General features: G+C 33.7%; 22 protein-coding genes. 18 read left to right on the top strand and 4 right to left on the bottom strand.

All coding sequences use genetic code 11. The features are described from left to right. The first annotated feature begins 124 nt into the window (after positions 1 to 124). Both BMX53_RS09150 and BMX53_RS09145 read left to right on the top strand, forming a co-directional pair. Positions 125 to 1,054 (top strand): hypothetical protein, encoded by a 930-nt coding sequence (locus BMX53_RS09150; RefSeq protein WP_074745917.1) that lies wholly within the window; start codon positions 125 to 127, stop codon positions 1,052 to 1,054. Between the two features lie 226 nt (positions 1,055 to 1,280). Further along, complete coding sequence (locus BMX53_RS09145) at positions 1,281 to 2,042, top strand: hypothetical protein (protein WP_074745915.1); 762 nt, start codon at positions 1,281 to 1,283, stop codon at positions 2,040 to 2,042. A 95-nt stretch (positions 2,043 to 2,137) separates the two neighbouring features. Here BMX53_RS09145 and BMX53_RS09140 read toward each other — a convergent pair whose 3' ends face one another. Next, positions 2,138 to 2,803 carry an SMI1/KNR4 family protein gene (locus BMX53_RS09140; RefSeq protein WP_074745913.1) on the bottom strand — a complete coding sequence of 222 codons (666 nt, stop codon included), beginning with the start codon at positions 2,801 to 2,803 and terminating at the stop codon, positions 2,138 to 2,140. Between the two features lie 179 nt (positions 2,804 to 2,982). On the opposite strand from BMX53_RS09140, the gene BMX53_RS09135 reads away from it, so the two are divergent. Beyond that, positions 2,983 to 3,342: a four helix bundle protein gene (locus tag BMX53_RS09135; protein WP_074745911.1), complete on the top strand. Its 360-nt coding sequence runs from the start codon at positions 2,983 to 2,985 to the stop codon at positions 3,340 to 3,342. Between the two features lie 93 nt (positions 3,343 to 3,435). Here the strand turns inward: BMX53_RS09135 and fahA are convergent, their stop codons facing one another. Next, a complete protein-coding gene (gene fahA, locus BMX53_RS09130) occupies positions 3,436 to 4,719 on the bottom strand; it encodes a fumarylacetoacetase (protein ID WP_074745909.1) in 1,284 nt (427 codons plus the stop codon). A gap of 163 nt (positions 4,720 to 4,882) precedes the next feature. On the opposite strand from fahA, the gene glyA reads away from it, so the two are divergent. Further along, positions 4,883 to 6,157 (top strand): serine hydroxymethyltransferase, encoded by a 1,275-nt coding sequence (glyA, locus tag BMX53_RS09125; protein ID WP_038986788.1) that lies wholly within the window; start codon positions 4,883 to 4,885, stop codon positions 6,155 to 6,157. Between the two features lie 414 nt (positions 6,158 to 6,571). After that, complete coding sequence (locus BMX53_RS09120; RefSeq protein WP_074745908.1) at positions 6,572 to 7,123, top strand: hypothetical protein; 552 nt, start codon at positions 6,572 to 6,574, stop codon at positions 7,121 to 7,123. Positions 7,124 to 7,274: 151 nt separating this feature from the next. On the opposite strand, the gene BMX53_RS09115 is transcribed toward BMX53_RS09120, so the two are convergent. Beyond that, positions 7,275 to 7,640, bottom strand: coding sequence for a MerR family transcriptional regulator (locus tag BMX53_RS09115; protein WP_074745906.1), 366 nt, complete (start codon positions 7,638 to 7,640; stop codon positions 7,275 to 7,277). A gap of 121 nt (positions 7,641 to 7,761) precedes the next feature. Between BMX53_RS09115 and BMX53_RS09110 the strand changes: the two genes are divergently transcribed. The 8 genes from BMX53_RS09110 (at position 7,762) to BMX53_RS09075 (ending at position 15,066) form a co-directional block, all read left to right on the top strand. Beyond that, entirely contained in the window at positions 7,762 to 8,649 is an 888-nt protein-coding gene (locus tag BMX53_RS09110) for an alpha/beta fold hydrolase (protein WP_074745904.1), read from the top strand. A gap of 45 nt (positions 8,650 to 8,694) precedes the next feature. Beyond that, positions 8,695 to 10,068 carry an aldehyde dehydrogenase gene (locus tag BMX53_RS09105; protein ID WP_074745902.1) on the top strand — a complete coding sequence of 458 codons (1,374 nt, stop codon included), beginning with the start codon at positions 8,695 to 8,697 and terminating at the stop codon, positions 10,066 to 10,068. A 175-nt stretch (positions 10,069 to 10,243) separates the two neighbouring features. After that, a complete protein-coding gene (locus BMX53_RS09100) occupies positions 10,244 to 10,819 on the top strand; it encodes a TetR/AcrR family transcriptional regulator (protein ID WP_074745900.1) in 576 nt (191 codons plus the stop codon). A 73-nt stretch (positions 10,820 to 10,892) separates the two neighbouring features. Next, positions 10,893 to 11,195, top strand: coding sequence for a hypothetical protein (locus BMX53_RS09095; protein ID WP_074745898.1), 303 nt, complete (start codon positions 10,893 to 10,895; stop codon positions 11,193 to 11,195). Positions 11,196 to 11,243: 48 nt separating this feature from the next. Further along, entirely contained in the window at positions 11,244 to 12,284 is a 1,041-nt protein-coding gene (locus tag BMX53_RS09090) for an Atu2307/SP_0267 family LLM class monooxygenase (RefSeq protein ID WP_074745896.1), read from the top strand. A 12-nt stretch (positions 12,285 to 12,296) separates the two neighbouring features. Beyond that, entirely contained in the window at positions 12,297 to 13,136 is an 840-nt protein-coding gene (locus BMX53_RS09085; RefSeq protein WP_083394406.1) for an alpha/beta hydrolase, read from the top strand. Between the two features lie 71 nt (positions 13,137 to 13,207). Beyond that, positions 13,208 to 14,116 (top strand): hypothetical protein, encoded by a 909-nt coding sequence (locus tag BMX53_RS09080; RefSeq protein WP_074745892.1) that lies wholly within the window; start codon positions 13,208 to 13,210, stop codon positions 14,114 to 14,116. Positions 14,117 to 14,229: 113 nt separating this feature from the next. Further along, a complete protein-coding gene (locus BMX53_RS09075) occupies positions 14,230 to 15,066 on the top strand; it encodes a hypothetical protein (RefSeq protein ID WP_074745891.1) in 837 nt (278 codons plus the stop codon). 608 nt (positions 15,067 to 15,674) lie between these two features. Here the strand turns inward: BMX53_RS09075 and BMX53_RS09065 are convergent. Continuing rightward, positions 15,675 to 16,205: a GNAT family N-acetyltransferase gene (locus BMX53_RS09065; RefSeq protein WP_074745887.1), complete on the bottom strand. Its 531-nt coding sequence runs from the start codon at positions 16,203 to 16,205 to the stop codon at positions 15,675 to 15,677. 94 nt (positions 16,206 to 16,299) lie between these two features. On the opposite strand from BMX53_RS09065, the gene BMX53_RS09060 reads away from it, so the two are divergent. From BMX53_RS09060 to thrA, 5 genes are all read left to right on the top strand, one after another. Beyond that, positions 16,300 to 17,376 carry a DUF7738 domain-containing protein gene (locus BMX53_RS09060; protein ID WP_074745885.1) on the top strand — a complete coding sequence of 359 codons (1,077 nt, stop codon included), beginning with the start codon at positions 16,300 to 16,302 and terminating at the stop codon, positions 17,374 to 17,376. Continuing rightward, positions 17,376 to 17,876 (top strand): DUF2199 domain-containing protein, encoded by a 501-nt coding sequence (locus BMX53_RS09055; protein ID WP_074745884.1) that lies wholly within the window; start codon positions 17,376 to 17,378, stop codon positions 17,874 to 17,876. Before BMX53_RS09060 ends, BMX53_RS09055 begins: the two co-directional genes overlap by 1 nt. Before the next feature lie 4 nt (positions 17,877 to 17,880). Then, positions 17,881 to 19,137: a hypothetical protein gene (locus BMX53_RS09050; protein ID WP_074745882.1), complete on the top strand. Its 1,257-nt coding sequence runs from the start codon at positions 17,881 to 17,883 to the stop codon at positions 19,135 to 19,137. A gap of 180 nt (positions 19,138 to 19,317) precedes the next feature. Next, complete coding sequence (locus BMX53_RS09045) at positions 19,318 to 20,373, top strand: CNNM domain-containing protein (protein ID WP_074745880.1); 1,056 nt, start codon at positions 19,318 to 19,320, stop codon at positions 20,371 to 20,373. A 510-nt stretch (positions 20,374 to 20,883) separates the two neighbouring features. Continuing rightward, on the top strand, positions 20,884 to 23,331 hold the full coding sequence (gene thrA / locus BMX53_RS09035; protein ID WP_074745877.1) for a bifunctional aspartate kinase/homoserine dehydrogenase I: 2,448 nt from the start codon (positions 20,884 to 20,886) through the stop codon (positions 23,329 to 23,331).

Raw genomic sequence — 23,331 nt, 5'->3', positions numbered from 1 at the left:
TTGATTGTTTGTTTTTAATTTATTGATTTTTAAGTTTTTATATGTAGTGTTAAAATGTGTTTTTTGTAATATAGATAGAAGTAGAAGGTATACTTTTGCACCACCTTAAAAATACGAAATAACGATGAAAAGAAAATCACTTTTTGCAGTGATGGTTTTAGCAACTGGTTTAACTATGAACAGTTGTAAAAACACAGAAGTAGAAGAGAAATCTACTGAAGGTGAGCGGAATACTAATTCAGTAAACTTTCAACCTGAAGAGATTGTTTTTACTAATTTAGGTACAGATGATGACGGCTTTGAACACTTTAGCCTAGTATCTGGTGCTGAAAATATCAAAGATTATCCTATAAACTTTTCTTTCTCTAGTGCTATGATTACACCAGGGGTATTTCATACAGAAGAAGTTCCTGAAACTATAGAATCTAAAGAATGGTTAGGTTTAATCTCTGACAAAGATAATACTTATAAGCTAGTATCTATTAAACCTATTGTATCTAAACTTTTTGATACAGAACACAGCGAGTCTGATGTTGTAAGTGAAGTAGAGATTACACAAAAAGATCAACAAAACTGTCTTTTGTATATCGAAAAACAAAATAACCTTAAAGAAACAAATGTAGAGGTTGCTAATATTCCATCTTATATCTACCCTGGAGAGAAAGTAAACTTTGCTTTTAAAGGGAAGGAGTATACCCTTTATGCTACTGGTACTAGGAAACTAAATGGTGTAAATGAAGCAGATTTCCTTAATTCTGTTGAGAATGGATATGATATGCCTAAGTATTATGTAAAGAATTACACTTTGAGATTGGAAATAAAGGATGGTGATAAGATTAATGAAGTAATGTTACTTTCTCAACGATACTTTGAAGAAGGTCAAGTGCCTAAAGTAATGTTTGGAGGAGATATCAATAATGATAATATTGTTGATATTTTAATCAATACTTCTACTGAGTATAATGTTTCAAGACCAACATTATATCTATCAGATACTACGAATAATAACGTATCTATACAGCCAGTAGCGGCTCATGAGAGTATAGGATGTTAATTATAGTTTATTTCATATAGTAAATAAATGTACTTTTTTTGAAAGCCATTAAGTGTTATGCTTAATGGCTTTTTTAGTGACTCTATATTTTTTTTATGAAGTATTGTTTTGTTTGTGAAAAAGTTAAGTGTTTTACTTTGAATATTGACTTGTCTAGTGTTAACTTTTTTACTAAAAAGCACTAATTTATTTAATAACTTTAGTTAAGTTTAGAAAAAATATTAATATGAGAAATTTACTAGTTTTAGTGCTTGCCTTACAGGCAGTATTTGCTTTTGGTCAAAAGGCTTCTAATAATTTAAAAGGAGTTTTTAAAAACCAATCTAGCTGGAGTAGCTACACTACTTTAGACTTTAATGGAAAAGGGAAAGTAGTAATAAATGACAAAGATCAATATGAGTTTTTTGAGAGAAATGACTCTATATTTGTTTTGTATGAAGATGGACCTTTACTTTTTTCTAAGTTAAATAATAATCAACTTAAAGGAATAACAAAAAAAGTAGCTAAGTATACATTCACTTCTAAAGACAAAGAATTTAGTTATGAAAAAGCAGCTGTTGGAGTTGATAAACGTCTTGACTTAATTCAACAGTATTATATAGTGAATTATGTAAATCCAGATAAGTTATTTGGAAAGAAGAAAGGAAGTTTTAAATCTTCAATGCAAGTAATGAGAGCAGAGAATCAAAAGCTTTGTGACTTAGATCTTGACTTAGGATGTATACAAATCTTTGCATACGGGTTAACAGAGAAATCTTTAGGTGCATTATCTGTACTATTAGCTCCAAAAGAGAAAAAAGTTGAGGATATAAAAGAAGATAAAGACATGGAGAAGTTGGGTAATAAGATTATCAACTTAGGAAACCCTGAAGGTTATGGACTATTATATTCTTACTATACTTTAGTAGGTCAAGATGATAAAGCTAAAGAGATAAACGAAAAAGGTATTAAAGAAGGTTGTAGAATGTGTAAATCAAATAAATACTAATCTATTTTTGATATATCAGTAAAAGACAAACCCTGATTGATTGTTAAAAGTGAACAATTAATCAGGGTTTGTTGTTTTATGTTTGTATCGATTGCTTATTCAAATTCAGCAATCGAATTATCTAACCATAATTCATACCAGTCTAAGAATGATAAATTAGCTGTGTTTTCTAGTTCAATACTAGGATATAGACCACCGTCATTCATTCTATCGTCAGTCCACATGATTCCTTTTTGTTCACCAGTCACAACTAAAAATAGAGTAATTCCGCAACCATAGTCACATAAGTTTAATCTTCCATAGTCATGTTCTTCTCCACCTATAATTTCTAATCTTTCTTCATACAATTCTTCCTCTAGTTCTTCATCTCCTTTGTCATAAGCATCAGCGATTTTATCATCTAAAGCTCCTAGCTGTTCTAGTGGATTCCAAGCTATAGTATGAGGAAAAGGCTTTTGTAAGAGTGCAGAAGTACTATTTCCCATCACTAACATTTCTTCTTCATTAATACTTGCTTCAGCTAAAGTCTGTAAACCATAGAATGGGCCAACACCACCATTTCCAATCTGTGTGATAAAAGCAACATAATCTTTAGGTAAAGTTACCTTGTGTTCTTGTTCAAATTTAGAAACTTCTTTTTCGCCTAGTATAGGGTTTAATGTATATTCATGAGTATCTGCTCCAAAAACTTCTAAATCTTGATCTAAGTCCTCAAGTTGGCTAATTTTATCTTTGATACGTTTAATTTGTTCTGTGTACATAAATCTGTGTATTGAGAGGCTAAAATTAAGTAATTATTCGTTAATAGAGAAGATGTAAGAGGCCATAAGTAGTAGTTGTTTGTGGTAACGTTGATTTTACTATAACTTAATTGTTTCGTAATCTACTAGATTGAAGTTGTATATGGTTTTATGAGTAGTTTCGGCATAAAATAATTGAAATGAAAACACACAGAGATTTAGAAGTTTGGCAAAAAAGTAGAGAATTCGTTACAACTGTTTATACACTTACGAAAGACTTTCCAAAGGATGAGATATATGGGTTGACAAATCAAATCAGACAAAGTGCTGTTTTAATACCTTCAAATATAGCAGAGGGGAGTGCTAGAAGAAAGAATAAGGAATATAGACAGTTTCTTTATATAGCATTAGGTAGTTTAGCAGAACTTGAAACGCAATTGATTATAGCGTATGATTTAAAGTATATCGAGAGTATTGCGGAGTATGACTCTTCCATTGCAAATCTCCGAATGATGTTAGAGAGCTTAATTAAATCTTTAAAAGATAAAAAAGTAGATTAACCTCAGAATTGCACTGATTCAATAGTTAAATAAAAATAGAAAAGCGTGAACCAATCTAGTTCACGCTTTTTATTTTGAATAGTTTTTTAAGTATTAAAACTTGATTGTAGCAGGTAATAATGTACTTCTTACCTCGCCAAAACCAATTCTTACATCTTCATTCTGACAGAAACCTTTCATCGTTACAGTATCATAGTCATGTAAGAATGTTCTAGTAGTGCCATTAGGCATTTCAATTGGTTTACTTCCAGCCCATGTCAATTCTAAAAGAGAACCATAACTATCAGGAGTTGGACCTGAAATAGTTCCTGATCCCATTAAATCACCTGAATTAACTTTACATCCGTTTACTGTGTGGTGAGCTAATTGTTGACTCATCGTCCAGTACATATATTTAAAGTTAGATACTGATACTAATTTATCTTCACTGTTTTCTGGTTGAATATATACTTCTAGTCTGATATCAAAAGCTCTATCTTCAGTTTGTTGTAGATACGGAAGAGGAGTAGGATCTTGTTTTGGTCCTGCTACTCTAAACGGTTCTAAAGCATCTAATGTAATAATCCAAGGAGAAATAGAAGAAGCAAAGTTCTTTGCTAAGAATGGACCTAGCGGAACATACTCCCAAGTCTGAATATCTCTAGCACTCCAATCGTTTAATAAAACCATCCCAAAGATGTGCTCTTCAGCATTATCTACTAAAACACTATCTCCCATAAGGTTTGCATCAGTAGTAATAAAAGCAGTTTCTAGTTCGAAGTCTACACGTTGTGAAGCTCCAAAGATAGGAGTGGTAGCTCCTTTAGGTAAAGTTTGTCCTACAGGACGCTTTACATTTACCCCTGAAGGAACAATAGTAGAACTTCTACCATGGTAACCTATAGGAATATGAAGCCAGTTAGGAAACAAAGCATTTTCAGGATCTCTAAATAGTGTACCTACATTAGTAGCGTGTTCTCTACTAGAGTAAAAATCAGTGTAATCCCCAATATATACAGGTAGTTGCATTTCTACATCTTCCATTTTGAATATTACTACATCTTTGTGTTTCGTATTGTTTTTTAACTCATCGTTGTTTTCGTCAAATAATTCAGCGATTCTATTTCGAACACTTCTCCATGTTTTTTGACCACAAGATATAAAGTCATTTAATGTGTCTTGTAAAAAAACATCATCTGTAAGTTCAATACCTTTAAAGTACCCTAGCATTTGTAAGGCACTCAAATCGATAGCATAATCTCCGATACGAGTTCCTATTGTTATTATATCTTCTTTGGTGATAAAAACGCCAAACGGAATATTCTGAATTGGAAAGTCAGAATTTTTAGTAACCGGTAACCACGTCTTCCTCATCGGATCATTCGCACTTATCATCATAATTGTTTTTAGTTGTTTTAAGACCTCTTATTTTAAGTATCACAAAAGAAAATATTTAAAAAGAGGTACTTTGTTAATAGTATATTCAAATATATAATTAAGACTGAATATAACAAACGTTTTTTGTACATTTGGAAGCAAATTAACGAAACACACAAACTAAATGAGAAGAGATTCTGAAATTTTCGATTTGATCGTAGAAGAGCAAGATAGACAAATTCATGGTATTGAATTAATTGCTTCTGAGAACTTTGTAAGTGAAGAAACTATGGAAGCAGCAGGTTCTTGTTTGACTAACAAGTATGCTGAGGGATATCCTAATAAACGTTACTATGGAGGATGCGAAGTAGTAGACGTAGTAGAGCAAATCGCAATTGATCGTGCTAAAGCTTTATTCGGTGCTGAATATGTGAACGTACAACCTCACTCAGGGTCACAAGCAAATACAGCTGTATTCTTCGCATGTCTTAAACCAGGTGATAAAATCTTAGGATTTGACTTATCTCATGGAGGGCATTTAACTCATGGATCACCAGTAAACTTCTCAGGGAAGTTATATAACCCTGTATTCTACGGAGTAGATCAAGAAACAGGATTATTAAATTACGACAAGATACAAGAGGTAGCTACTAAAGAGCAACCAAAAATAATAATCGCTGGAGCATCTGCATATTCTCGTGATATGGACTTTAAACGTTTCAGAGAGATTGCTGATAGCGTTGGAGCTATTTTAATGGCAGATATCGCTCACCCAGCTGGTCTAATCGCTAAAGGTTTAATGAATGACCCTGTGCCTCATTGTCACATCATTACTACGACTACTCACAAAACATTGAGAGGACCTCGTGGAGGAATGATTATGATGGGTAAAGATTTTCCTAATCCATTTGGATTAACTACTCCAAAAGGTGAAGTACGTATGATGTCTTCTTTATTAGACAGTGCTGTATTCCCTGGAAACCAAGGAGGACCATTAATGCATATTATTGCAGCTAAAGCGGTAGCTTTCGGTGAAGCATTAACTGACGAGTACTTCCAATACATGATGCAAGTACAAAAGAATGCTAAAGCAATGGCAGCAGCATTCGTTAAGAGAGGATATAATATTATTTCTGGAGGAACTGATAACCACATGATGCTTATTGACCTTAGAAATAAGAATATCTCTGGTAAAGATGCTGAACAAGCGTTGGTAAAAGCAGAAATCACAGTGAACAAAAATATGGTTCCATTCGATGATAAGTCTCCATTCGTAACTTCAGGTATTCGTATTGGTACACCAGCGATTACTACTAGAGGTTTAGTAGAGGCAGATATGGAAACTATTGTTGCTCTTATAGATAGAGTAATTGTAGCTCACACTGATGAAGCTGTATTAGAAGCTGTAGCTGATGAAGTAAATGAAATGATGGAAGAACGTCCTATGTTCGTTTGGTAATTCATTATCATATAAAATTAGAAAAGGGAACCTGATTAGAGGTTCCCTTTTTTTATAATTTTAATTCCCAAAAATTAATGGTTAAAATGCTTTTCTTCGGGAAATGGTTTAGAAGGGTGTGCAAGTCCTTCGGAAAACTTGCCATCCGTCCGAACAATTACTGAACTCTCCCGCAGACCTTCCGAAGGAATGGACATGTTTAAAATATTAAGGTGTTGATTTGTAGGTTTTTGTGGTATTTGAAATGGAAATAAGTGGAACTTATTGGAAGAAAAGAGTAAAAAATGGATATTTTAGGTAAAAAATGGAAGAAAGTGGAAGAGAAATAGAGATGATAAAAATATATTTCTATTCTATAGTAGTTGTGGTTTTGAGTAATTATTAATTTATTAAGGTGTTTTTATAAGTAAGAATATGGCTATTAATAATAATGAATATTGGTCTGAGTTTAGTAATTTCATTGGAGGAGGATTTCATGAAGCAGCCTATTGGTATTCAGCAAAAACAGTTATTAACTACAATGGTTTTTGTATAACTTTTGATGGATTTGGAGAATCTAAAAAGGTATATTGTAGATTTTCTTATGGTGAGAAAATAGCATTGAGAATAGATAAGAGAAGTTTTATCAATAAACTTATTAACCTATTTATTAGTAGGCAAAAGACAAATGATAAACGTTTTGATGAACAGTATTTAGTACATTCTCCTAACCAAGGTATAACAAGCATTCTAAATTCCCTAGTTAGAAGAATGTATTTAGATCTTGATATAGCAGGACTTTTTATAAGTACAGGTAAAGCAGGATCAAGTGAGGAAGTACTATTTGATAATAATTATGAATTGATAGTTTACACTAAAGGAATAAGATCGGATTATGAATATCTTAAAGAAGTTTTGGTGCTTTTTAAGCATTTAGTGGACAATCTATCAAGTAGATATAATATCACTCCTGTTAATTTAGAATAAGTGTTTGTATGAAAAGTATCGTTATATATAGTTGGGTAGAAGGATTTAAAAAGGTATCTTTTACAAAATGGCAACTTAAAGTTATTAAAAACACGTTTGTCAACTCCTAAACCACAAAGAATATATACCTTTTTCATTTGTAAGTTGATACTTAAACAACATCATTTTCAATATTATACTTACATAAAGCAATCTGTTTCTTCATTGCTTTAAGTTCCTTCATTTTTTCATCTATCTGTTTTAGTTTTAGATTTAATACTTCAAGTTTTGCTTTTTTGGTAAACTGCTTTTCATACCAAGCGTCTATTACTTCCTTAATTTCAGATAAAGTAAACCCTACAGCTTTTGCCATTTGTATAAAGCGAAGCTTATCTACTACATCATCTCCATAATAAGCATAGTTATTAGTAGTCACCTCTTCTTTGGTGGTACTACTAAATAAACCTGTCTTTTCGTAGAAGCGAATAGTAGGTATCGGTACTCCTGTTTCTTTAGAAAGTTGACTGATTAGCTTCATTGTGTTAAAGTATATTTAAAAAGCAAAGTATGAACTATACTTCATGGTTGTGTAGTGTAAAAATACTATTTAGTTTTACATCAATCAAATGAAAATAAGTAATATTTAAAACCTTAATAAGATGAGTGCAGAATCATTAAATAACGAATTAGTAGGTTTATTACCAGGGTTTAAAAGTGAATGCGCAGAGGTGAATGGAACGCAAATACACTATATAATAGGAGGTCAAGGAGAACCTTTAATATTAATACCAGGGTATCCAGAAACTTGGTGGGCCTATCACAAAGTAATGCCTGCTTTAGCAGAAAAGTACTGCGTGATAGTTGTAGAAATGCGAGGAATGGGTAATTCTGCGAAACCTACATCGGGCTATGAAAAAAAGAATATGGCAAAGGATGTTTATGAGTTGGTTCAGAAGTTAGGTTTTGATACAGTTTCTATTGGAGGACACGATATAGGAGCACATGTAGCTTTTAGTTTTGCAAGTAACTATCCAGAAGCGACAACAAAGTTGATTATGTTAGATACTCCTCATCCTGATGCAGGAATGTATCAATTGCCTATGCTTCCTATCTTAGGAGGGAATTATACTTACCCTTGGTGGCTTGCTTTTAATCAGGTTAAAGATTTGCCCGAACAATTACTGGAGGGGCGTATGGACTTAGTTATTAATTGGTTGTTCGATCATTTAGTTTACAATAAGGAGAGTATTACTGATTTTGATAAACAAGTGTATGCTACGGCTTATAATAGCAAAGAGGCTATTCGTGCTTCTAATGCATGGTATCAAGCTTTTCCTCAAGATATAGAAGATAGTAAAAGTTATGGTAAGCTTACAATGCCAGTATTGGGGATAGGAGGCAGTGGTTATGAAATGCTGAAGATGTCTCTACCACATACTACAAGTAATCTAACACTGAAAGAAGTAAAAGAATGTGGACACTTCTTGTTAGCTGAAAAGCCTGAAGCAGTAAGCAAAGAAGTAATCCATTTCTTAGAAACGGTATAAAGATATCTGTTTTATAAGTTATCTTTGATTAGTTATGTATAGCCTATGAACACAATAACCTCTGTATTTAGCACACAAAAGTCTTATTTTGATAGTAATGCTACTAAAGATATTTCTTTTCGTATAAAGCAGTTAAAGAAGCTTAAACAAGTGTTGCAAACAAATGAGCAACGATTAGAAGAAGCAATATACCACGACTTTGGTAAATCTGCTTTTGAAACCTATTTGACAGAGTTGTCTATTGTATACGCAGAAATTAACTACTATATCAAGAATGTAAAGAAATTAAGTAAGCGTAAACGCGTTTCTGTAGGCTTAGCTAACTTCCCTGCTAAGGGATATATTATACCAGAACCATTAGGGGTTACTTTAGTTATTGGTGCTTGGAATTATCCATATCAGCTTTCTTTACTACCAGCTTTAACAGCAATGGCAGCAGGCAATACAGTGATTATAAAACCAAGTGAACTACCTATGCGTACTTCTCAAGTATTAGCCGAATTAATAAATGAAAACTTTGATAAGGAATATCTTTATGTAGTAGAAGGAGGAATAGATGAAACTACTGAATTATTATCATTACCTTTTGATAAGATATTCTTTACAGGAAGTACAACAGTAGGAAAGATTATTTATGAAGCAGCAGCTAAAAACTTAGTACCTGTTACTTTAGAATTAGGAGGAAAGAGTCCTGCGATTGTACTGAAAGATTGTGATATTCCGATGACGGCTAAACGTCTCGTATGGGCTAAGTTATTGAATGCTGGTCAAACTTGCGTTGCTCCTGATTACATCGTAGTTGAGGCTTCTATAAAAGAGGAGTTGATAAAGTACCTAAAGATTGAGATGGATAACTATCCACAACAAGCAGATAACTTACCTACACACTATTTGCAAATTATCAATACCAAGAACTTTGATCGATTAGTTAGTCTCATTGATACAACTAAGGTATGCTATGGGGGCAATACCGATAGAGATAAACGCTTTATTAGTCCAACTATATTAGATGAGGTTGTTTGGGAAGATGCAATTATGCAAGAAGAAATCTTTGGACCACTATTGCCTATACTTACTTTTAAATCTTTAGATGAGGTTATTAGTCAAATAAAGAAACGACCTAAACCATTAGCTTGTTATGTATATGGAAAAGACAAAGTATTAATTGATAAAATACTAAAAGAAGTTTCTTTTGGAGGTGGAGCAGTCAATGATAGTTTGATGCATTTAAGTACTAATACACTGCCTTTTGGTGGAGTAGGAGCAAGTGGTATAGGAAACTATCATGGTAAATATGGTTTTGAAACATTCTCTCATTACAAGAGTATATTGCACAAACCTTTTTGGTTTGAGTCAAGTATAAAATATCCTCCTTACACTAAGCAGAAAGAGGGATGGCTAAGGAAGTTGTTTAAATAAAAGAAGAGTTTTTAATTGTTTATTATGGTAGATTTTAGTTTTTTTTCAAGGTACGATGCAGAGCAAGTATTATATGATTTGAAAAAGTTAGGTTAAGTACATTTGGAGTAAAGTCAATAGTTAGTTTTAAATATATTTGGAACAATCGTTCTAAATATATACATTTGTCCCAATTATGGCACGTAACAAAGAATTTGACACAACTCAAGCTTTAGAAAAAGCAAGAGATTTGTTTTGGGAAAAGGGATATCAAGCAACTTCTATGCAGGATTTGGTTAGTCAGATGCAGATTAATAGAGGTAGCCTATACGATACCTATGGAGATAAACATCAGTTATTTTTAGAGAGTTTACAGAATTATGCCAATGAGACTTTTGAGGAATATAAAGCAATTGCAAAGAGAGAGAAATCACCTTTAAAGGCTATCGAAAAAATTGTAAAGAAAGCGATAGATCGCTCTTTTGATCAAAATAAGGTTTGTATGATTGTAAAATCTTCTTTTGAAATGGCTCCTTTAGACGAGCAAGTTAAAAATAGGTTGATACAGTTAAACAATATATTGGTAAGTATTATACAAGAGCTTATTGTTAAAGCACAAGATGTAGGAGAGGTTTCTAAAGAAAAGAATGCTCAATATACAGCACAGTTTATTGTAGGTAGTTTTGCTGGGTTATGGCAAATGCAAACCCTTTATGATGATAAAAAGATATTGTTACAGATGGCAAAGAGTATAGTTAATAGTTTAAAGTAAAATATAAGAAAACTGGAATGGGTAGTTTCAGTTTTTTTAGATACTATTTTGGAATGAATGTTCAATAATAGATATGATAAAGAATAATAAGATGGTGCTATCGTATGTGCTAAAACATCAGCAGAATAAGAATCTAGATGAGATTGTACAGATTCTTGAAAAGAATAAGTTTTGGGAGGTATTTCCTCCCAAAGATGTCGAAGTGTTAAGTTGGCAAGTATTAATAGGGTTAGGACATGTAGTAACGTTGGCGTTTAATCCAGAATTGTTGCGTACAGTCAATTTAAGTATAGAAAAAGGAGCCTGGGGAGCATTTGATACCACAGCTTATGCCACCTATGATTATATGAATCAATGGAAAAGTAAAAAAGAATAATTTTTTTAACCAATAATAGAACGATTGTTCAACAATAGAATAACCAATATGGAATTAGGAATAAGTATGTTTGGTGATTTACATGTAGATAGTCAAACAGGTAAAATACAATCTGCTCAACAACGTTTAGCAGAGCTGATGGAAGAGATTAAGTTAGCTGATGAAGTAGGGCTTGATATTTTAGGAATAGGTGAGCATCATCGTGCAGAGTATGCTGTTGCTACTCCAGAGATAATTTTAGCAGCAGCGGCTGCAGTGACGAAGAATATCAAGTTGACTAGTTCGGTCACTGTATTGAGTTCGTCAGATCCTGTTAAGCTTTACCAAAACTTTGCCATGGTAGATTTGCTTTCCAACGGAAGAGCTGAGCTTATGGCGGGAAGAGGAAGTTTTACAGAGTCTTTCCCTTTGTTTGGATATAATTTATATGATTATAATGACTTATTTGAGGAGAAGTTAGCTCTTTTACTTCAGGTTAATACAGAGACAAAAGTAAATTGGCAAGGGCGTTTTAGGGCTTCTTTATTTGGACAAGAGATATATCCCCGTACAGAGGACAGGCCTTTACCTATATGGATAGCAGCTGGTGGTTCTCCTGATTCTGTAGTAAGAGCAGGGAAATTAGGTCTGCCTATTATGTTTGCTATTGTTGCAGGCACTCCTTTAATGAGATTTAAGCCTCTATATGAACTGTATAGAGAAACATATATTGAGGCAGGTCATGAGATGTCTGATTATCAGGTAGGAATGTTCTCTCATAGTTTGTTTGGAGAGGATGAAAAGGAAGTAAGTGAATATTATTACCCGTTGTACAAAGAGCAAATGGATAGAATAGGTAAGTCTAGAGGCTGGTCTCCATTTATTAGAGAGCAGTTTGATTATGGTCAATCTCCAGAAGCAGCCTTATTTGTAGGTGAGCCATCTGCTATGGTGGACAAAATATTATATTCAGAAGAGAACTTTGGACTGACTCGTTTTATAGCTCATTTAGATGTAGGAGCTCCAAGTCATAAGCATTTAATGAAGGCGATAGAACTATACGGAACTAAGATAGCACCTCAGGTAAGAGCCGCTTTAAACAAAAACTAACAAATAATAAATATGAAAAACGTAAAGAGAATAAGTTTATGGAATGGAAATCCTCCTTCTGTAAGTGGGCTAGTAGGGAACGAAGTTTTAGACCCTACAGCTGTACTAGAATTAACTAATGTATCTGATGCCGAATTGATAATATATACTCCTGAAGCTTCTATAAATACAGGTACAGCAGCTATTATTTGTCCAGGAGGAGCTTATATGGGCTTAGCGATTACATCACAGGGACATGATTTTGCAGAATGGTTAACTATACTCGGTATTACTGGTGTTGTACTAAAATATAGAATGCCAAATGGGCATAGTGATATACCTCTAAGTGACGCAAAAGCAGCATTTGATTATGTCAAAAATAATGCAGCTATTTTAGAAATAGATGAGAATAAAATTGGGCTAGTAGGCTTTTCAGCTGGTGGTCATTTAGCTGCGACATTATCTACATTCGGAAGTAAAGAAGATAGTAGGTATCGTCCTTATTTTTCTGTGTTGTTTTATCCTGTTATTTCGATGGATGCAAAATATAGACAAGTAGATACCTATCAGAATTTATTAGGAAATAATCCTGATCAAGGTAGTATTGACCAATTCTCTTGTGAGAAACAAGTACACGCAAATACACCTCCTACATTGTTGTTTGTAAGTACAGATGATCAAGTTGTTTTACCTGTAAATAGTGATGTCTATTATAGTGCTTTAATAGAAAAGCATATACCTGTAAGCTTACATCAATTTCCTCAAGGTGATCACGCTTGGGGAATCAAAGGAGTAAATATGTTTGGACAAGAATTTAAATATATTGAAGAGGTAAAAATGATACTTCAAAAATGGTTAAGAGAATACTGTTAATGTAAAAAGATGTTTTTATTGTTAAAATTTGCTTTTTGTTTTTATATTTGTTGTTAAAATATGTTTTTAATATGAGGTTAGTTGGTTTGTTTTTAGTTTTTGTTAGTTTGTTTTTAGTTTCTTGTTCTACAGTGATAAAAGAACCTAAAGTAAGAATACTAAAAGAGAATTACTGTTCACCTACTATTGCTTACACAGATTATGAGGTAGAAGTTATTGATATAAAGAGAGACTCCGTCTTAGCTAATCAACTCTCATCGCATGATTATATCTTGGCAACGCATATTGGAATAAAGTCTTTACTATCTAAACTTGGTGAAAGCAAAGACCCTTTCGAAAAATTAGAACTCAAACAACAGATAAATACTCGGATTCTATTGTTTCAGACAGAAATAGATGCTGTGGCAGCTGAGTTAGATTGCAATGGAGAGCGTTTTGATCAATTGGCAAGAGTTTTAGATTCAAAAAACAACAAAACAAATACAGAGTTAACAGTTGCTACTATAGCTTTAGGAGCAGCTATAACTTTATCTACTGCTTTGATAAAAAATGATGACTTAAATAAAGGGATTAATATTACAGGAGGTATTGCTGGTGCTGGATTAGGTTTTTTACTTTTAAATCCGAAAGGGAAAAAGGTAGAACTAAATAACAACAGGAACCTTCTGCGCAATGTATGGGAAAACAACAACGAAGATATTGCTTTTCCTCCTGCACTATGGAGAGTTATGAATGAGAAATCATTTAGTAATGAAGGTGAGTTATCTCTATTACAAACATTAAAAAATAGATGGATCACATTTGCCTTTGAAGATAATATAAGTAAAAAGCAAGAGGAATTGTACTTCGGGAAAGGAGGATTGTTTTCTTCTGATAACATTCATCTTATGTCAGATATGAATAATGAATTACAAGCAACCGTAAGAACTGTACAACAAGATTTGCGTAGTTTGGTTTTCAATATTAGTCTTTTAAAATAGTATTTGTATAGAAGAACTATTTAGTTATTTTAGAAATGTTACTTAATATAATAATTCAAAGATTTGTAATTGTTAAAAAACAACTACCTTGTGCTGTAATTAAGATTTAGTTTATGAAAAAAGTAATGTTTTTTGTTGGCTGTGTATTTGCCTCTTTACAGACGTATGCACAAGAGTCACTGCGTATGAATTTTGATCTACAAGCAGGTACAAGTTATGAAGTTAGTATAACAGGTAAGAATAGTACTACTTCCAATTTAATGGGGAACCCAGAAATGATAGAGAAGATGAAGAAGGAAGGCGGTGTGTATCCCCGCTATGAGACTACGGATATGAATGGACAGTATATTGTACATTGGAAAGATGGTGGAAAGAAGAAGTCTAACTTTCAACTTGATTTAGTCAATAGTACAAGCAGATCTTTTGAAGGGAGTAAACAAAAAGATGTTGAGAAAATAGATGGACTACAGAATGTTGCTACAGGAGTAGCAGAAAGACGAGGGGTGAAATATACAGAGGTAATAAACGAGCAATTTAAACCATCAAGTAAAGAAGTGATAGAAGCGTTAAACGAATTGTTCTTTAACGGTTTTGGTAATACAGCACTTAAAGTGAATGAGGTTTACAAAGGAAATAGCAAGAAGAAAATCGCATTATCAGATGAGAATGTAGTAGAAGTTTCTACGTTAGAAGAAATGAAACTGTATAAGATAGTAGATGGAAAGGCTTACTTCACGATAGACTCTAAAATTTCTTCAACTAGTAAATCTACTAAGTATTCTGAGATGAATGGAATAGGAAAGAAAGAAGTAGTTTATAATATCGAGAAAGGTTTTATTGAGTCAATGGAAGATACAATAGATATTACAGTGAATATGGCTACAGAAGAAAATATGACAATAAATATGATTAATAAAGTCTATCAAAAATTAGAGTCAAAAAAGAAATAATAAAAGCAAACGCCTAATAGATGATATTAGGCGTTTGCTTTTATTATAAGTTCTTAATAATTTCTAACTGTATTAAAACGTAGTTGCTATTAATTAGTTTTAGAAGTCTTTTTCAAAAAACCAATTAATAAGACAACAGGGTATTGACAAAAGATTAGAAGAGCCAAGCCATAGCGGTCGTACTTAATAAAACCATGTATTTCTCTCATAGACTTATTGGTTATTGCATCAATAATCGAATATTCTAAAGGTGAGTAGAATCGCTCCATATTCGCGTAAAAACCTTCATATTTGAAAGTACTTGTGAAATTGAGAATCTCTTCTTTCTCTTTCGTATTGAAAAGATAATAAATTTGATTCCATAAAAAATCTAAAGAGTATAAAAGAATCGGTAGTCCAAAAGCAAAAATGAAAAGGTAAAAAGTCTTTATTCGATAAGTTTTATAATACTTAAACAAATAAAGAACTACACTACTAAAAATCAGAGAATGAATAATAGTATAGAAGTAAATGTTTCTTGAAAATAACATCAGAAAATGAGGTAATATCCATACTATTAGAATACCAATCACTGTTATCTTAATTAATTGATTTTTGTTCTCCATGATTTATTCTTTTATTATCGCATAAGCTATAAGATCTAAATACTTTTCATTCTTCAATATTTGTCCTTTTAATACACCCTCTTGTTGCATTCCTATCTTTTGCATAATGCGTCCCGAAGCTTCGTTGTAAGTAAAGTGAGTGGCAAATATTTTGTGTAATTGCAAAGTGTCAAAACCAAACTGTATTAAAGCTTTTGCAGCTTCAGTTACCATTCCTGTATTCCAATATTGTTCATCCAGCCAATAGCCCATTTCGGCTTTGTTGTTAGCCTTGTCTATTCCCAGACCTATTCCTCCTATGATAGTAGGATTGTCTTTTAGGCGAATAGCAAAGATATACGCATTCCCAGATGCTAAATTATCTACCACTAAGTTTACCCAAAACTCACCATTCTCCTTAGTGTAAGGAAAAGGGATATTGGTTGTGTTTTTGTTATAGATAGGGTTTTTCATAATCTCTACTAAACGAGATATATCGTCTGTATGAGGCTGATTAAGTATTAATCTCTCCGTTTGTAAGGTATATGTTTTCATGGTGGTAGTTTTCATAAAAGTAGTAAAACTTCCCTGTATTCCGTGAAGGTGCTATTTAAAAATAGTAGTATTTTAGCCCACAAAGAGAAAGAATATGATACGATTTGATTTTACATCAAATGGATTTGAGATAAATGGGACAAAGTATAGTTTTCCTATTTCTAAGGAAGAATTATTTAATCTGTTTGGAGAAGCAGAGACATTTGTAGGGCTGTATAATGAAGCTTATATCTGGCATACATTGGGCTTACGTGCTTTTGCAAAAGATGGAGCATCAATAGATACTATCGAAGTAACCTATATAGTAGAAGATTACAGTAGCGCTGCCAAATATCCTTTTGTAGGACAGTTATACCTAAATGGAGAGACAGATCCAATGGCGTATTACAACAACCATAAAAAAGAACGCATCAAACTTTGGGACAGTGATGATACTGGAGCCTTTGTCTTTGATGACGTAACAGTGTGGTATAATATTAGAAATGATCAGTTTATCTCTTTATCTCTTCAGAAATATGAAGAGGCTGTAGAAGAAGTAGTTGATACCTTACCTTTAGAAGAAGGATATGAATACTTAGAAGTTGTGTGGAAAGAATGGAAGACTGCAATAGAGAATAAAGTAGGAGTAGATAATAAGTATTACAACCCTACGCATGGTATTACACAAGAACAATTGAATGCTGTAGAAGAGCAGTTAGAAGAAGAAGAGGTTGTACTGCCTGAGCTATTAGTTAATTTCTATAAAGCAGGTAATGTCAAGTGGAACGCTGTGACTTCAGCTATTCGTTTAGGAGCAAATGGTTGGGGGTACGACTTGCTGCCATTTGAGAATATAGTCAATGAGTGGGAGGAAGTGAATGGACTATTTGACGAGGATGAAGAAGTAGACGAGGAGCTGTTAGCTAATTTCGATAGTCGACTAAAGTGTACAAGTTATGCTAATCCGAAGTGGATACCTATTGCAGAAGGAAAGAATGGAGACTATCTTCTAATGGATACAGACCCAAGTGATACAGGAACATACGGGCAGATTGTAGAACTGCAAAATGAGTCGTGGGAACGCACTGTTGTTGCAATGAGTTTAGAAGAGCTTATTTATAGAGAGATTGCCATTTTAGAAGGTAATGATGACGAGGGGTATCAGTTTATAATTGAAAACGGAGCATTCTAATGAAATATATATGTGCAGACTGCGGTCAAGAACATGAAGATTGGCCAGCATTAGTATTTAGAGCACCTGATCCTTATTTAGCCTTGTCTGAAGAGGAGCAGGCTAATGCAGAATTGACAAAAGAAATTTGTTGTATCGAAGAAGGAGAAGAAACGCAGTGGTACTTGAGAGGAGTATTAACGCAATATGTGTATGATGCTTGTCAATACTTGGATTACGGTGTTTGGGTAAGTGTAAGTGAGACAAGTATGAAAGATTACTATGAACACTACGAAGACAAAGAGTACAAGACTACTTATTTTGGTTGGTTAGTCACTAATCTACCCAATTATCCTGCTAATACCTCATTTGGATTACCAACTAATGTTGAGGTAGATAATAGCAAAGGAATACCAACGATACTGCCACATCAAGGAGATTCTATCTTTGTCAAAGAGTTTTATGAGGGTATCTCTACCGAAGAGGCATTAAGTAGAATAGACGCTTTATTAAACAAGTAACTTTATGAACAAAGGAAAGCAATTAGCTGTTGATTTTAAATTGACAGAGTGGAAGACACCAGATGTGTATAACCAACTGAGAGCATTGATGAAAGACGAAGAACAGATGTATACCTTTTGTTTGGAGTTTTTGACTAATAATACGAAGAGTTCAACGCTTTTTGATAGTGCATTGAGCTATATTAGTGAAGAGCATTTTGCCGAGTTGGTGAAGACAGCGATTACACTGTTACAACAACAAGAAAGTAAATTAGCAGAGAGTGTAATCGAATATGCAAGTATTCAATTGCCTCTTATTCTACATCCTTATACAAAAGAACTATTGGAACTCAATCCCAACGGAGAGAGTTATTACGCAGATTACTATTGGCGTTATTTACCTACAACTCAATTACAACCCTATTTAGAGCGTTTTTTGGCTGTAGATACAGATAGAGCGACTAAAGAGAAACTATTTAGCTGTTTGATAGAGTCAAGAGACATTTCTATAATAGAACAACTTATTCCTCATGCTTTAGAGATTGAATTAAGTAGTTATGGTAGTACAGACGATTATATTGATGGGTACTTAGAAATGGTAGGTTTGTGTAGAGAGAATGGTGTGGTAAAGCGTTATTGTCAAGACAAGGTTTATCACATCTTGTTTCAACCAAACTATATGAACAAGCCCAATAATGTACACCTCAATCGCACAGATCACCCTACGTGGAATGGTACACCTACAGGACTACACTTTGCTATGGGAGGTTATATCACGGAGGACGAAAACAATCCTATGATGCATATGATTACGTTTGATTATATTCTTGATGGTTTGCCTATTACAGGATTACCAAAACTGGTATTAGGCTGTCATTTAAGAGAATTAAACGAAAATGGTATAGTATTCTATCAACACGACGAACAAGGAAATCCTCATAAGATAGGAGACTTAATGACTATCGAATGGGTAGAAGAAAATGCGATGGTACCTACACAAGTACAAATAGCTCCTGCTGATGCCCGTTGGTATTTCCAGTCTTGGGCAAGTAGTAATAGCCGTGAGAACTTATTTAGAATAGGTGGAGAACCTTCGTGGATACAGAATGGAGATGTATTGACTTGCCCGATTAGTGGAGAGAAGATGCAGTTCATTATGCAGCTAGACTCTGAAGTTCCTGATGTAAAAGGTAGCGAAGTGTACTACGGCAGTGGTGGATTGTGTTATGTCTTCTGGTGCGATAAGACCAAGGTTAGTGGATATATTATCCAACATACTTAAGCCATAAGTAGATAGGGCTGTTTTATGAAAATCAACTCAAGCAATTAGCCTAATATAAAATCAAGAGTAAACATCAGTAATTCATATTGACGTTTCAGCGGTTATTTTGTCGGTTTTGATTAATTAAATCATTGTTTTGTTCATAAACACCGTATTGTTGTATAGTTATTTTAAAATTATATGACATTATTATTAGTTTACTTGTTTCTTGCTTTGGCAGTATCATTTATCTGTTCTATTGCAGAAGCAACATTACTTTCTTTATCAACATCATTCCTAAAATCAAAGGCAGAAGCTGGAGATAAGAAAGCTGTAAAGATGATTGAACTTAAAGGAGATATTGACAAGCCCTTATCGGCAATTTTATCTCTAAACACAATTGCACATACTGTTGGTGCAGCAGGAGTAGGAGCTCAAGCAGCGATTGTATTCGGAGAAGCTTATTTCGGAGTAGTATCTGCTGTATTAACCTTACTAATCCTTGTATTGACAGAGATTATTCCTAAGACATTAGGCGCTAACTATGCAAAAGATATCTATGGATCTATGACAAGTGTTATTTCTGCTATGGTTGTAGTAAGTTATCCGTTGGTCGTAATGTCTTCTTTTTTAACTAAGCGATTAAGTAAAAAGAATGTAGAGTCATCTACCAGTAGAGAAGAGATTGCTACATTAGCAAGTATTGGAGAACAAGAAGGAATCTTAGGTGTAAAAGAAAACAAGATCATCCAGAACGTATTTAAGCTAAACGCTGTGCGTATTGATGAGATTCACACGCCTCGTATTATGATGGTAAGCGCAGATGAAGAGATGACCTTAAGAGAGTTCCTAAAGAATAAAGAGTTTTTACACTTCTCTCGTATTCCCGTTTATAGTGATTTAAAAGATAATATTACAGGTTATGTACTAAGAGAAGTCGCTTTTGAGTACTTAGCAGAAGATAAGTTCGATGTACAACTAAAGGATATTAGGAGAGACATTTTGTTTGTGTCTGAAAAGCTCAATGTCATCAACACATGGAACAAGATGAAGGAGAAACACGAGCATATTGCTATTGTTGTAAATGAGTATGGAGAAGTAGATGGCTTAGTCAGTATGGAAGATATTATCGAAACCTTACTTGGTTTTGAAATTATAGATGAAAAAGACAAGATCGTTGACCTTCGAAAATACGCAGAAGAAAGATGGCAAAATAGACAAAAGAAGTACGCTTATTTAGCAGAAAATGATGTTTAACATCACATAAAATAAGACAAAAAAAGGAAGAACCTCATTGCTTTTAGTGATGAGGTTCTTTGTTTTTATATGCTTTTAGTGATTTTTTTTAAATATTTTCAAAGACTCTGTATCCGTTGATATTGTTGAGTTTGAATAGTTTTTAGTTGAATAATTTTAGGGAGTCATTTGAATTCTTTCAATATTTTATTGGTTTATTTAAAAAATGATTTGGTAACTTAGCCTTATCAATGAACGCGAATTTTAGAACATATAACCCAGTTTTAAACACTGCTATTTTTAGTAGTGAGACTTCTCGCGTTTCTAACTTTACCACTTCTACGGTAACTACTTCTACGTTGACATCATCGTCATCGTTGTCATCTACATCAACCCTGTAAAGGGGGAAATTATTACATATAACCATAGTCTGTGGTCGTTTATATATTAACGGCTGTATTTTTTATTGTCCAAAACCAATAGTATCAATTAGTTACTGATTTTTTGGAAAAAACAAATCAATGAAATTTTATGAAAGTAATAAAGTTTGGCGGGTCATCAGTAGCTAATGCCGTGAATATAAAGAGATGTGTTGACATCATTAAGAATATTAATGAACCTGTGATAGTAGTTGTATCTGCCTTAAGTGGAGTAACAGATTTATTACAACTAGCAGCTGTACAAGCAGCAGCTCATAACGAGGAATATATCAATCAGTTTAAAGAGATTAGCCACCGTCACTTAGAAGTAGTGAGAGCGTTAATCCCTGTTAATCAGCAGGCGGGTATTCTTAGTAGCGTTATACGAGATTTGAATGAATTAGAAGTATTGCTACAAGGGTGTTATTTGTTAAGAGAGTTATCACCTCGAATTAAAGATTTGATTATGTCTTTCGGTGAGCGTTTATCATCTTATGTAATTGCAGAGGTGATGAAGGCTCAGGGAGAGGATTGTCGTCAGGGGTATAGCGGAGCATTTATCAAGACAAATGACAAGTTCGGAAAGGCAGCTGTAAACTTTGAAGTTACTGATGCTTTGATTGTAGAATACTTTAAACAAAATCCTGCAGCTATCACTATAGTACCTGGATTTATAGCAGAGTCAGCAGCTGATGAGGTTACTACATTAGGTAGGGGAGGTTCTGACTACACAGCTGCAATTATCGCTGCTGCTCTTGATTTGAAAGAATTAGAGATTTGGACAGACGTGAGCGGTATTTATACAGCTAATCCAAGAGTAGTAAAGCAAGCAAAAATTATCAAGCATATCAACTTTCAAGAGGCTATGGAGCTATCTCACTTTGGAGCAAAAGTGTTATATCCTTCAGCTTTAGCACCTATATTACCTAAAGGTATTTCTCTGATAGTGAAGAATACTTTTGAACCAGAAGCAGAGGGAAGTTTAGTGAGCACAATAGGTAGTACTGATCCTAATCCAGTTAGAGGAATTACAAATATTGATAACCTTGCTTTATTGACATTAGAAGGACCAGGGATGGTAGGAGTAGCAGGTATTTCTAAGCGATTATTTGAGGTGCTTTCTCTTGAGGATATCAATGTGATTTTCATTACACAGGCTTCTTCAGAGCACTCTATTTGTTTTGCTATTATCGCAGCAGATGCAGATAAAGCAGAGCAAGTGATTAACGCCGCTTTTGAATTCGAAATACAAAACAAGAAGGTTAAACCAGTACGCGTAGAATTAGGAATGTCTATTATAGCAGTAGTAGGAGATTATATCAAAGGGCATCAAGGGGTGAGTGGTAGAATGTTTAGTGCTTTAGGGCGTAATAATATTAATATCTGTGCCATTGCTCAGGGGGCTTCTGAGCGTAATATCTCTGCTGTTATCTTAGAAAAAGATGTCAAGAAAGCATTAAACGTATTACACGAAGCTTTCTTTGAAGAAGTAGTAGTACAGTTAAACCTATTTGTAATGGGAATAGGAAATGTAGGAGGTAAGTTTTTAGAACAAATAGTAAAACAGCATCATTATCTAAAAGAACATTTAAAAGTAAATATTAGAGTGGTGGGGATTGCTAACTCTAAGTTGATGTGTTTTAATGTAGATGGTTTTAATCTATCAGAAGTTAAAGATTTGTCTAATTGTGGTGTACCGATGACACAGGTAGGCTTTTTAGATAAAATCAAAGAACTAAACTTGCGCAATAGTGTATTTGTGGATAACACTGCTACTGCTGAGGTTGCAATGACTTATGGAGAGTATCTTAAGAAGAGTATCGCTGTTGTGACTTGTAATAAGATAGCATGTTCATCTACAATGGATTATTACAAAGAATTAAAAGGACTTTCTAAGAAATATAATGCTCCTTTCTTATACGAAACTAATGTAGGAGCTGGATTGCCTATTATAGATACAATCAAAAATCTAGTAGCATCTGGAGATCAGGTAAAAGAGATTCAGGCTGTATTAAGTGGAAGTCTGAACTTTATCTTTAATCAATACAATGGTACTAAGCTCTTTGCGGATGTGGTAGCATTAGCAAAACAAGAGGGATATACAGAACCACATCCACTGATTGACTTGAGTGGTGTAGATGTGAAGCGCAAGCTGATGATTTTAATGAGAGAGAGTAATTACTGGGTAGAAGAAGAAGATATAGAGGTAGCTAACTTTTTACCAGAATCATGTATGCAAGCTAAAGATGCAGATACTTTTATAGCTGCCTTAGCGAAGGAAGAATCTCACTTTAAAGGACTATATGATGCCGCTAAGGCTAAAGGAGCTTGTCTTAAAGTTGTTGCAACATTAAAAGATGGTAAAGCTTGCGTAGGCTTACAAGAAATCAAATCTGCTCATCCGTTCTATCACTTAGAAGGAAAAGACAATATCGTATTGTTCTTCACAGATCGCTATAAAGAACAACCTTTATTAATCAAAGGAGCGGGTGCAGGAGCAGAAGTAACAGCATCAGGGATATTTGCTGATGTAATAAGAATAGGAAGTAAACTAGTATAA

The organism is Myroides marinus (assembly GCF_900109075.1).
GTDB classification, from domain to species: domain Bacteria; phylum Bacteroidota; class Bacteroidia; order Flavobacteriales; family Flavobacteriaceae; genus Flavobacterium; species Flavobacterium marinum_A.
The sequence above is the reverse complement of the archived record's forward strand: the minus strand, read 5'-3'. Positions and strand labels throughout refer to the sequence as shown.

What these genes read in the sequence shown, in the direction of transcription:
- BMX53_RS09150 (WP_074745917.1), top strand. Translation starts at nt 125, where the DNA reads ATGAAAAGAAAATCACTTTTTGCAGTGATGGTTTTAGCAACTGGTTTA.
- BMX53_RS09145 (WP_074745915.1), top strand. Translation starts at nt 1,281, where the DNA reads ATGAGAAATTTACTAGTTTTAGTGCTTGCCTTACAGGCAGTATTTGCT.
- BMX53_RS09140 (WP_074745913.1), bottom strand. Translation starts at nt 2,803, where the DNA reads ATGTACACAGAACAAATTAAACGTATCAAAGATAAAATTAGCCAACTT.
- BMX53_RS09135 (WP_074745911.1), top strand. Translation starts at nt 2,983, where the DNA reads ATGAAAACACACAGAGATTTAGAAGTTTGGCAAAAAAGTAGAGAATTC.
- fahA (WP_074745909.1), bottom strand. Translation starts at nt 4,719, where the DNA reads ATGATGATAAGTGCGAATGATCCGATGAGGAAGACGTGGTTACCGGTT.
- glyA (WP_038986788.1), top strand. Translation starts at nt 4,883, where the DNA reads ATGAGAAGAGATTCTGAAATTTTCGATTTGATCGTAGAAGAGCAAGAT.
- BMX53_RS09120 (WP_074745908.1), top strand. Translation starts at nt 6,572, where the DNA reads ATGGCTATTAATAATAATGAATATTGGTCTGAGTTTAGTAATTTCATT.
- BMX53_RS09115 (WP_074745906.1), bottom strand. Translation starts at nt 7,640, where the DNA reads ATGAAGCTAATCAGTCAACTTTCTAAAGAAACAGGAGTACCGATACCT.
- BMX53_RS09110 (WP_074745904.1), top strand. Translation starts at nt 7,762, where the DNA reads ATGAGTGCAGAATCATTAAATAACGAATTAGTAGGTTTATTACCAGGG.
- BMX53_RS09105 (WP_074745902.1), top strand. Translation starts at nt 8,695, where the DNA reads ATGAACACAATAACCTCTGTATTTAGCACACAAAAGTCTTATTTTGAT.
- BMX53_RS09100 (WP_074745900.1), top strand. Translation starts at nt 10,244, where the DNA reads ATGGCACGTAACAAAGAATTTGACACAACTCAAGCTTTAGAAAAAGCA.
- BMX53_RS09095 (WP_074745898.1), top strand. Translation starts at nt 10,893, where the DNA reads ATGATAAAGAATAATAAGATGGTGCTATCGTATGTGCTAAAACATCAG.
- BMX53_RS09090 (WP_074745896.1), top strand. Translation starts at nt 11,244, where the DNA reads ATGGAATTAGGAATAAGTATGTTTGGTGATTTACATGTAGATAGTCAA.
- BMX53_RS09085 (WP_083394406.1), top strand. Translation starts at nt 12,297, where the DNA reads ATGAAAAACGTAAAGAGAATAAGTTTATGGAATGGAAATCCTCCTTCT.
- BMX53_RS09080 (WP_074745892.1), top strand. Translation starts at nt 13,208, where the DNA reads ATGAGGTTAGTTGGTTTGTTTTTAGTTTTTGTTAGTTTGTTTTTAGTT.
- BMX53_RS09075 (WP_074745891.1), top strand. Translation starts at nt 14,230, where the DNA reads ATGAAAAAAGTAATGTTTTTTGTTGGCTGTGTATTTGCCTCTTTACAG.
- BMX53_RS09065 (WP_074745887.1), bottom strand. Translation starts at nt 16,205, where the DNA reads ATGAAAACATATACCTTACAAACGGAGAGATTAATACTTAATCAGCCT.
- BMX53_RS09060 (WP_074745885.1), top strand. Translation starts at nt 16,300, where the DNA reads ATGATACGATTTGATTTTACATCAAATGGATTTGAGATAAATGGGACA.
- BMX53_RS09055 (WP_074745884.1), top strand. Translation starts at nt 17,376, where the DNA reads ATGAAATATATATGTGCAGACTGCGGTCAAGAACATGAAGATTGGCCA.
- BMX53_RS09050 (WP_074745882.1), top strand. Translation starts at nt 17,881, where the DNA reads ATGAACAAAGGAAAGCAATTAGCTGTTGATTTTAAATTGACAGAGTGG.
- BMX53_RS09045 (WP_074745880.1), top strand. Translation starts at nt 19,318, where the DNA reads ATGACATTATTATTAGTTTACTTGTTTCTTGCTTTGGCAGTATCATTT.
- thrA (WP_074745877.1), top strand. Translation starts at nt 20,884, where the DNA reads ATGAAAGTAATAAAGTTTGGCGGGTCATCAGTAGCTAATGCCGTGAAT.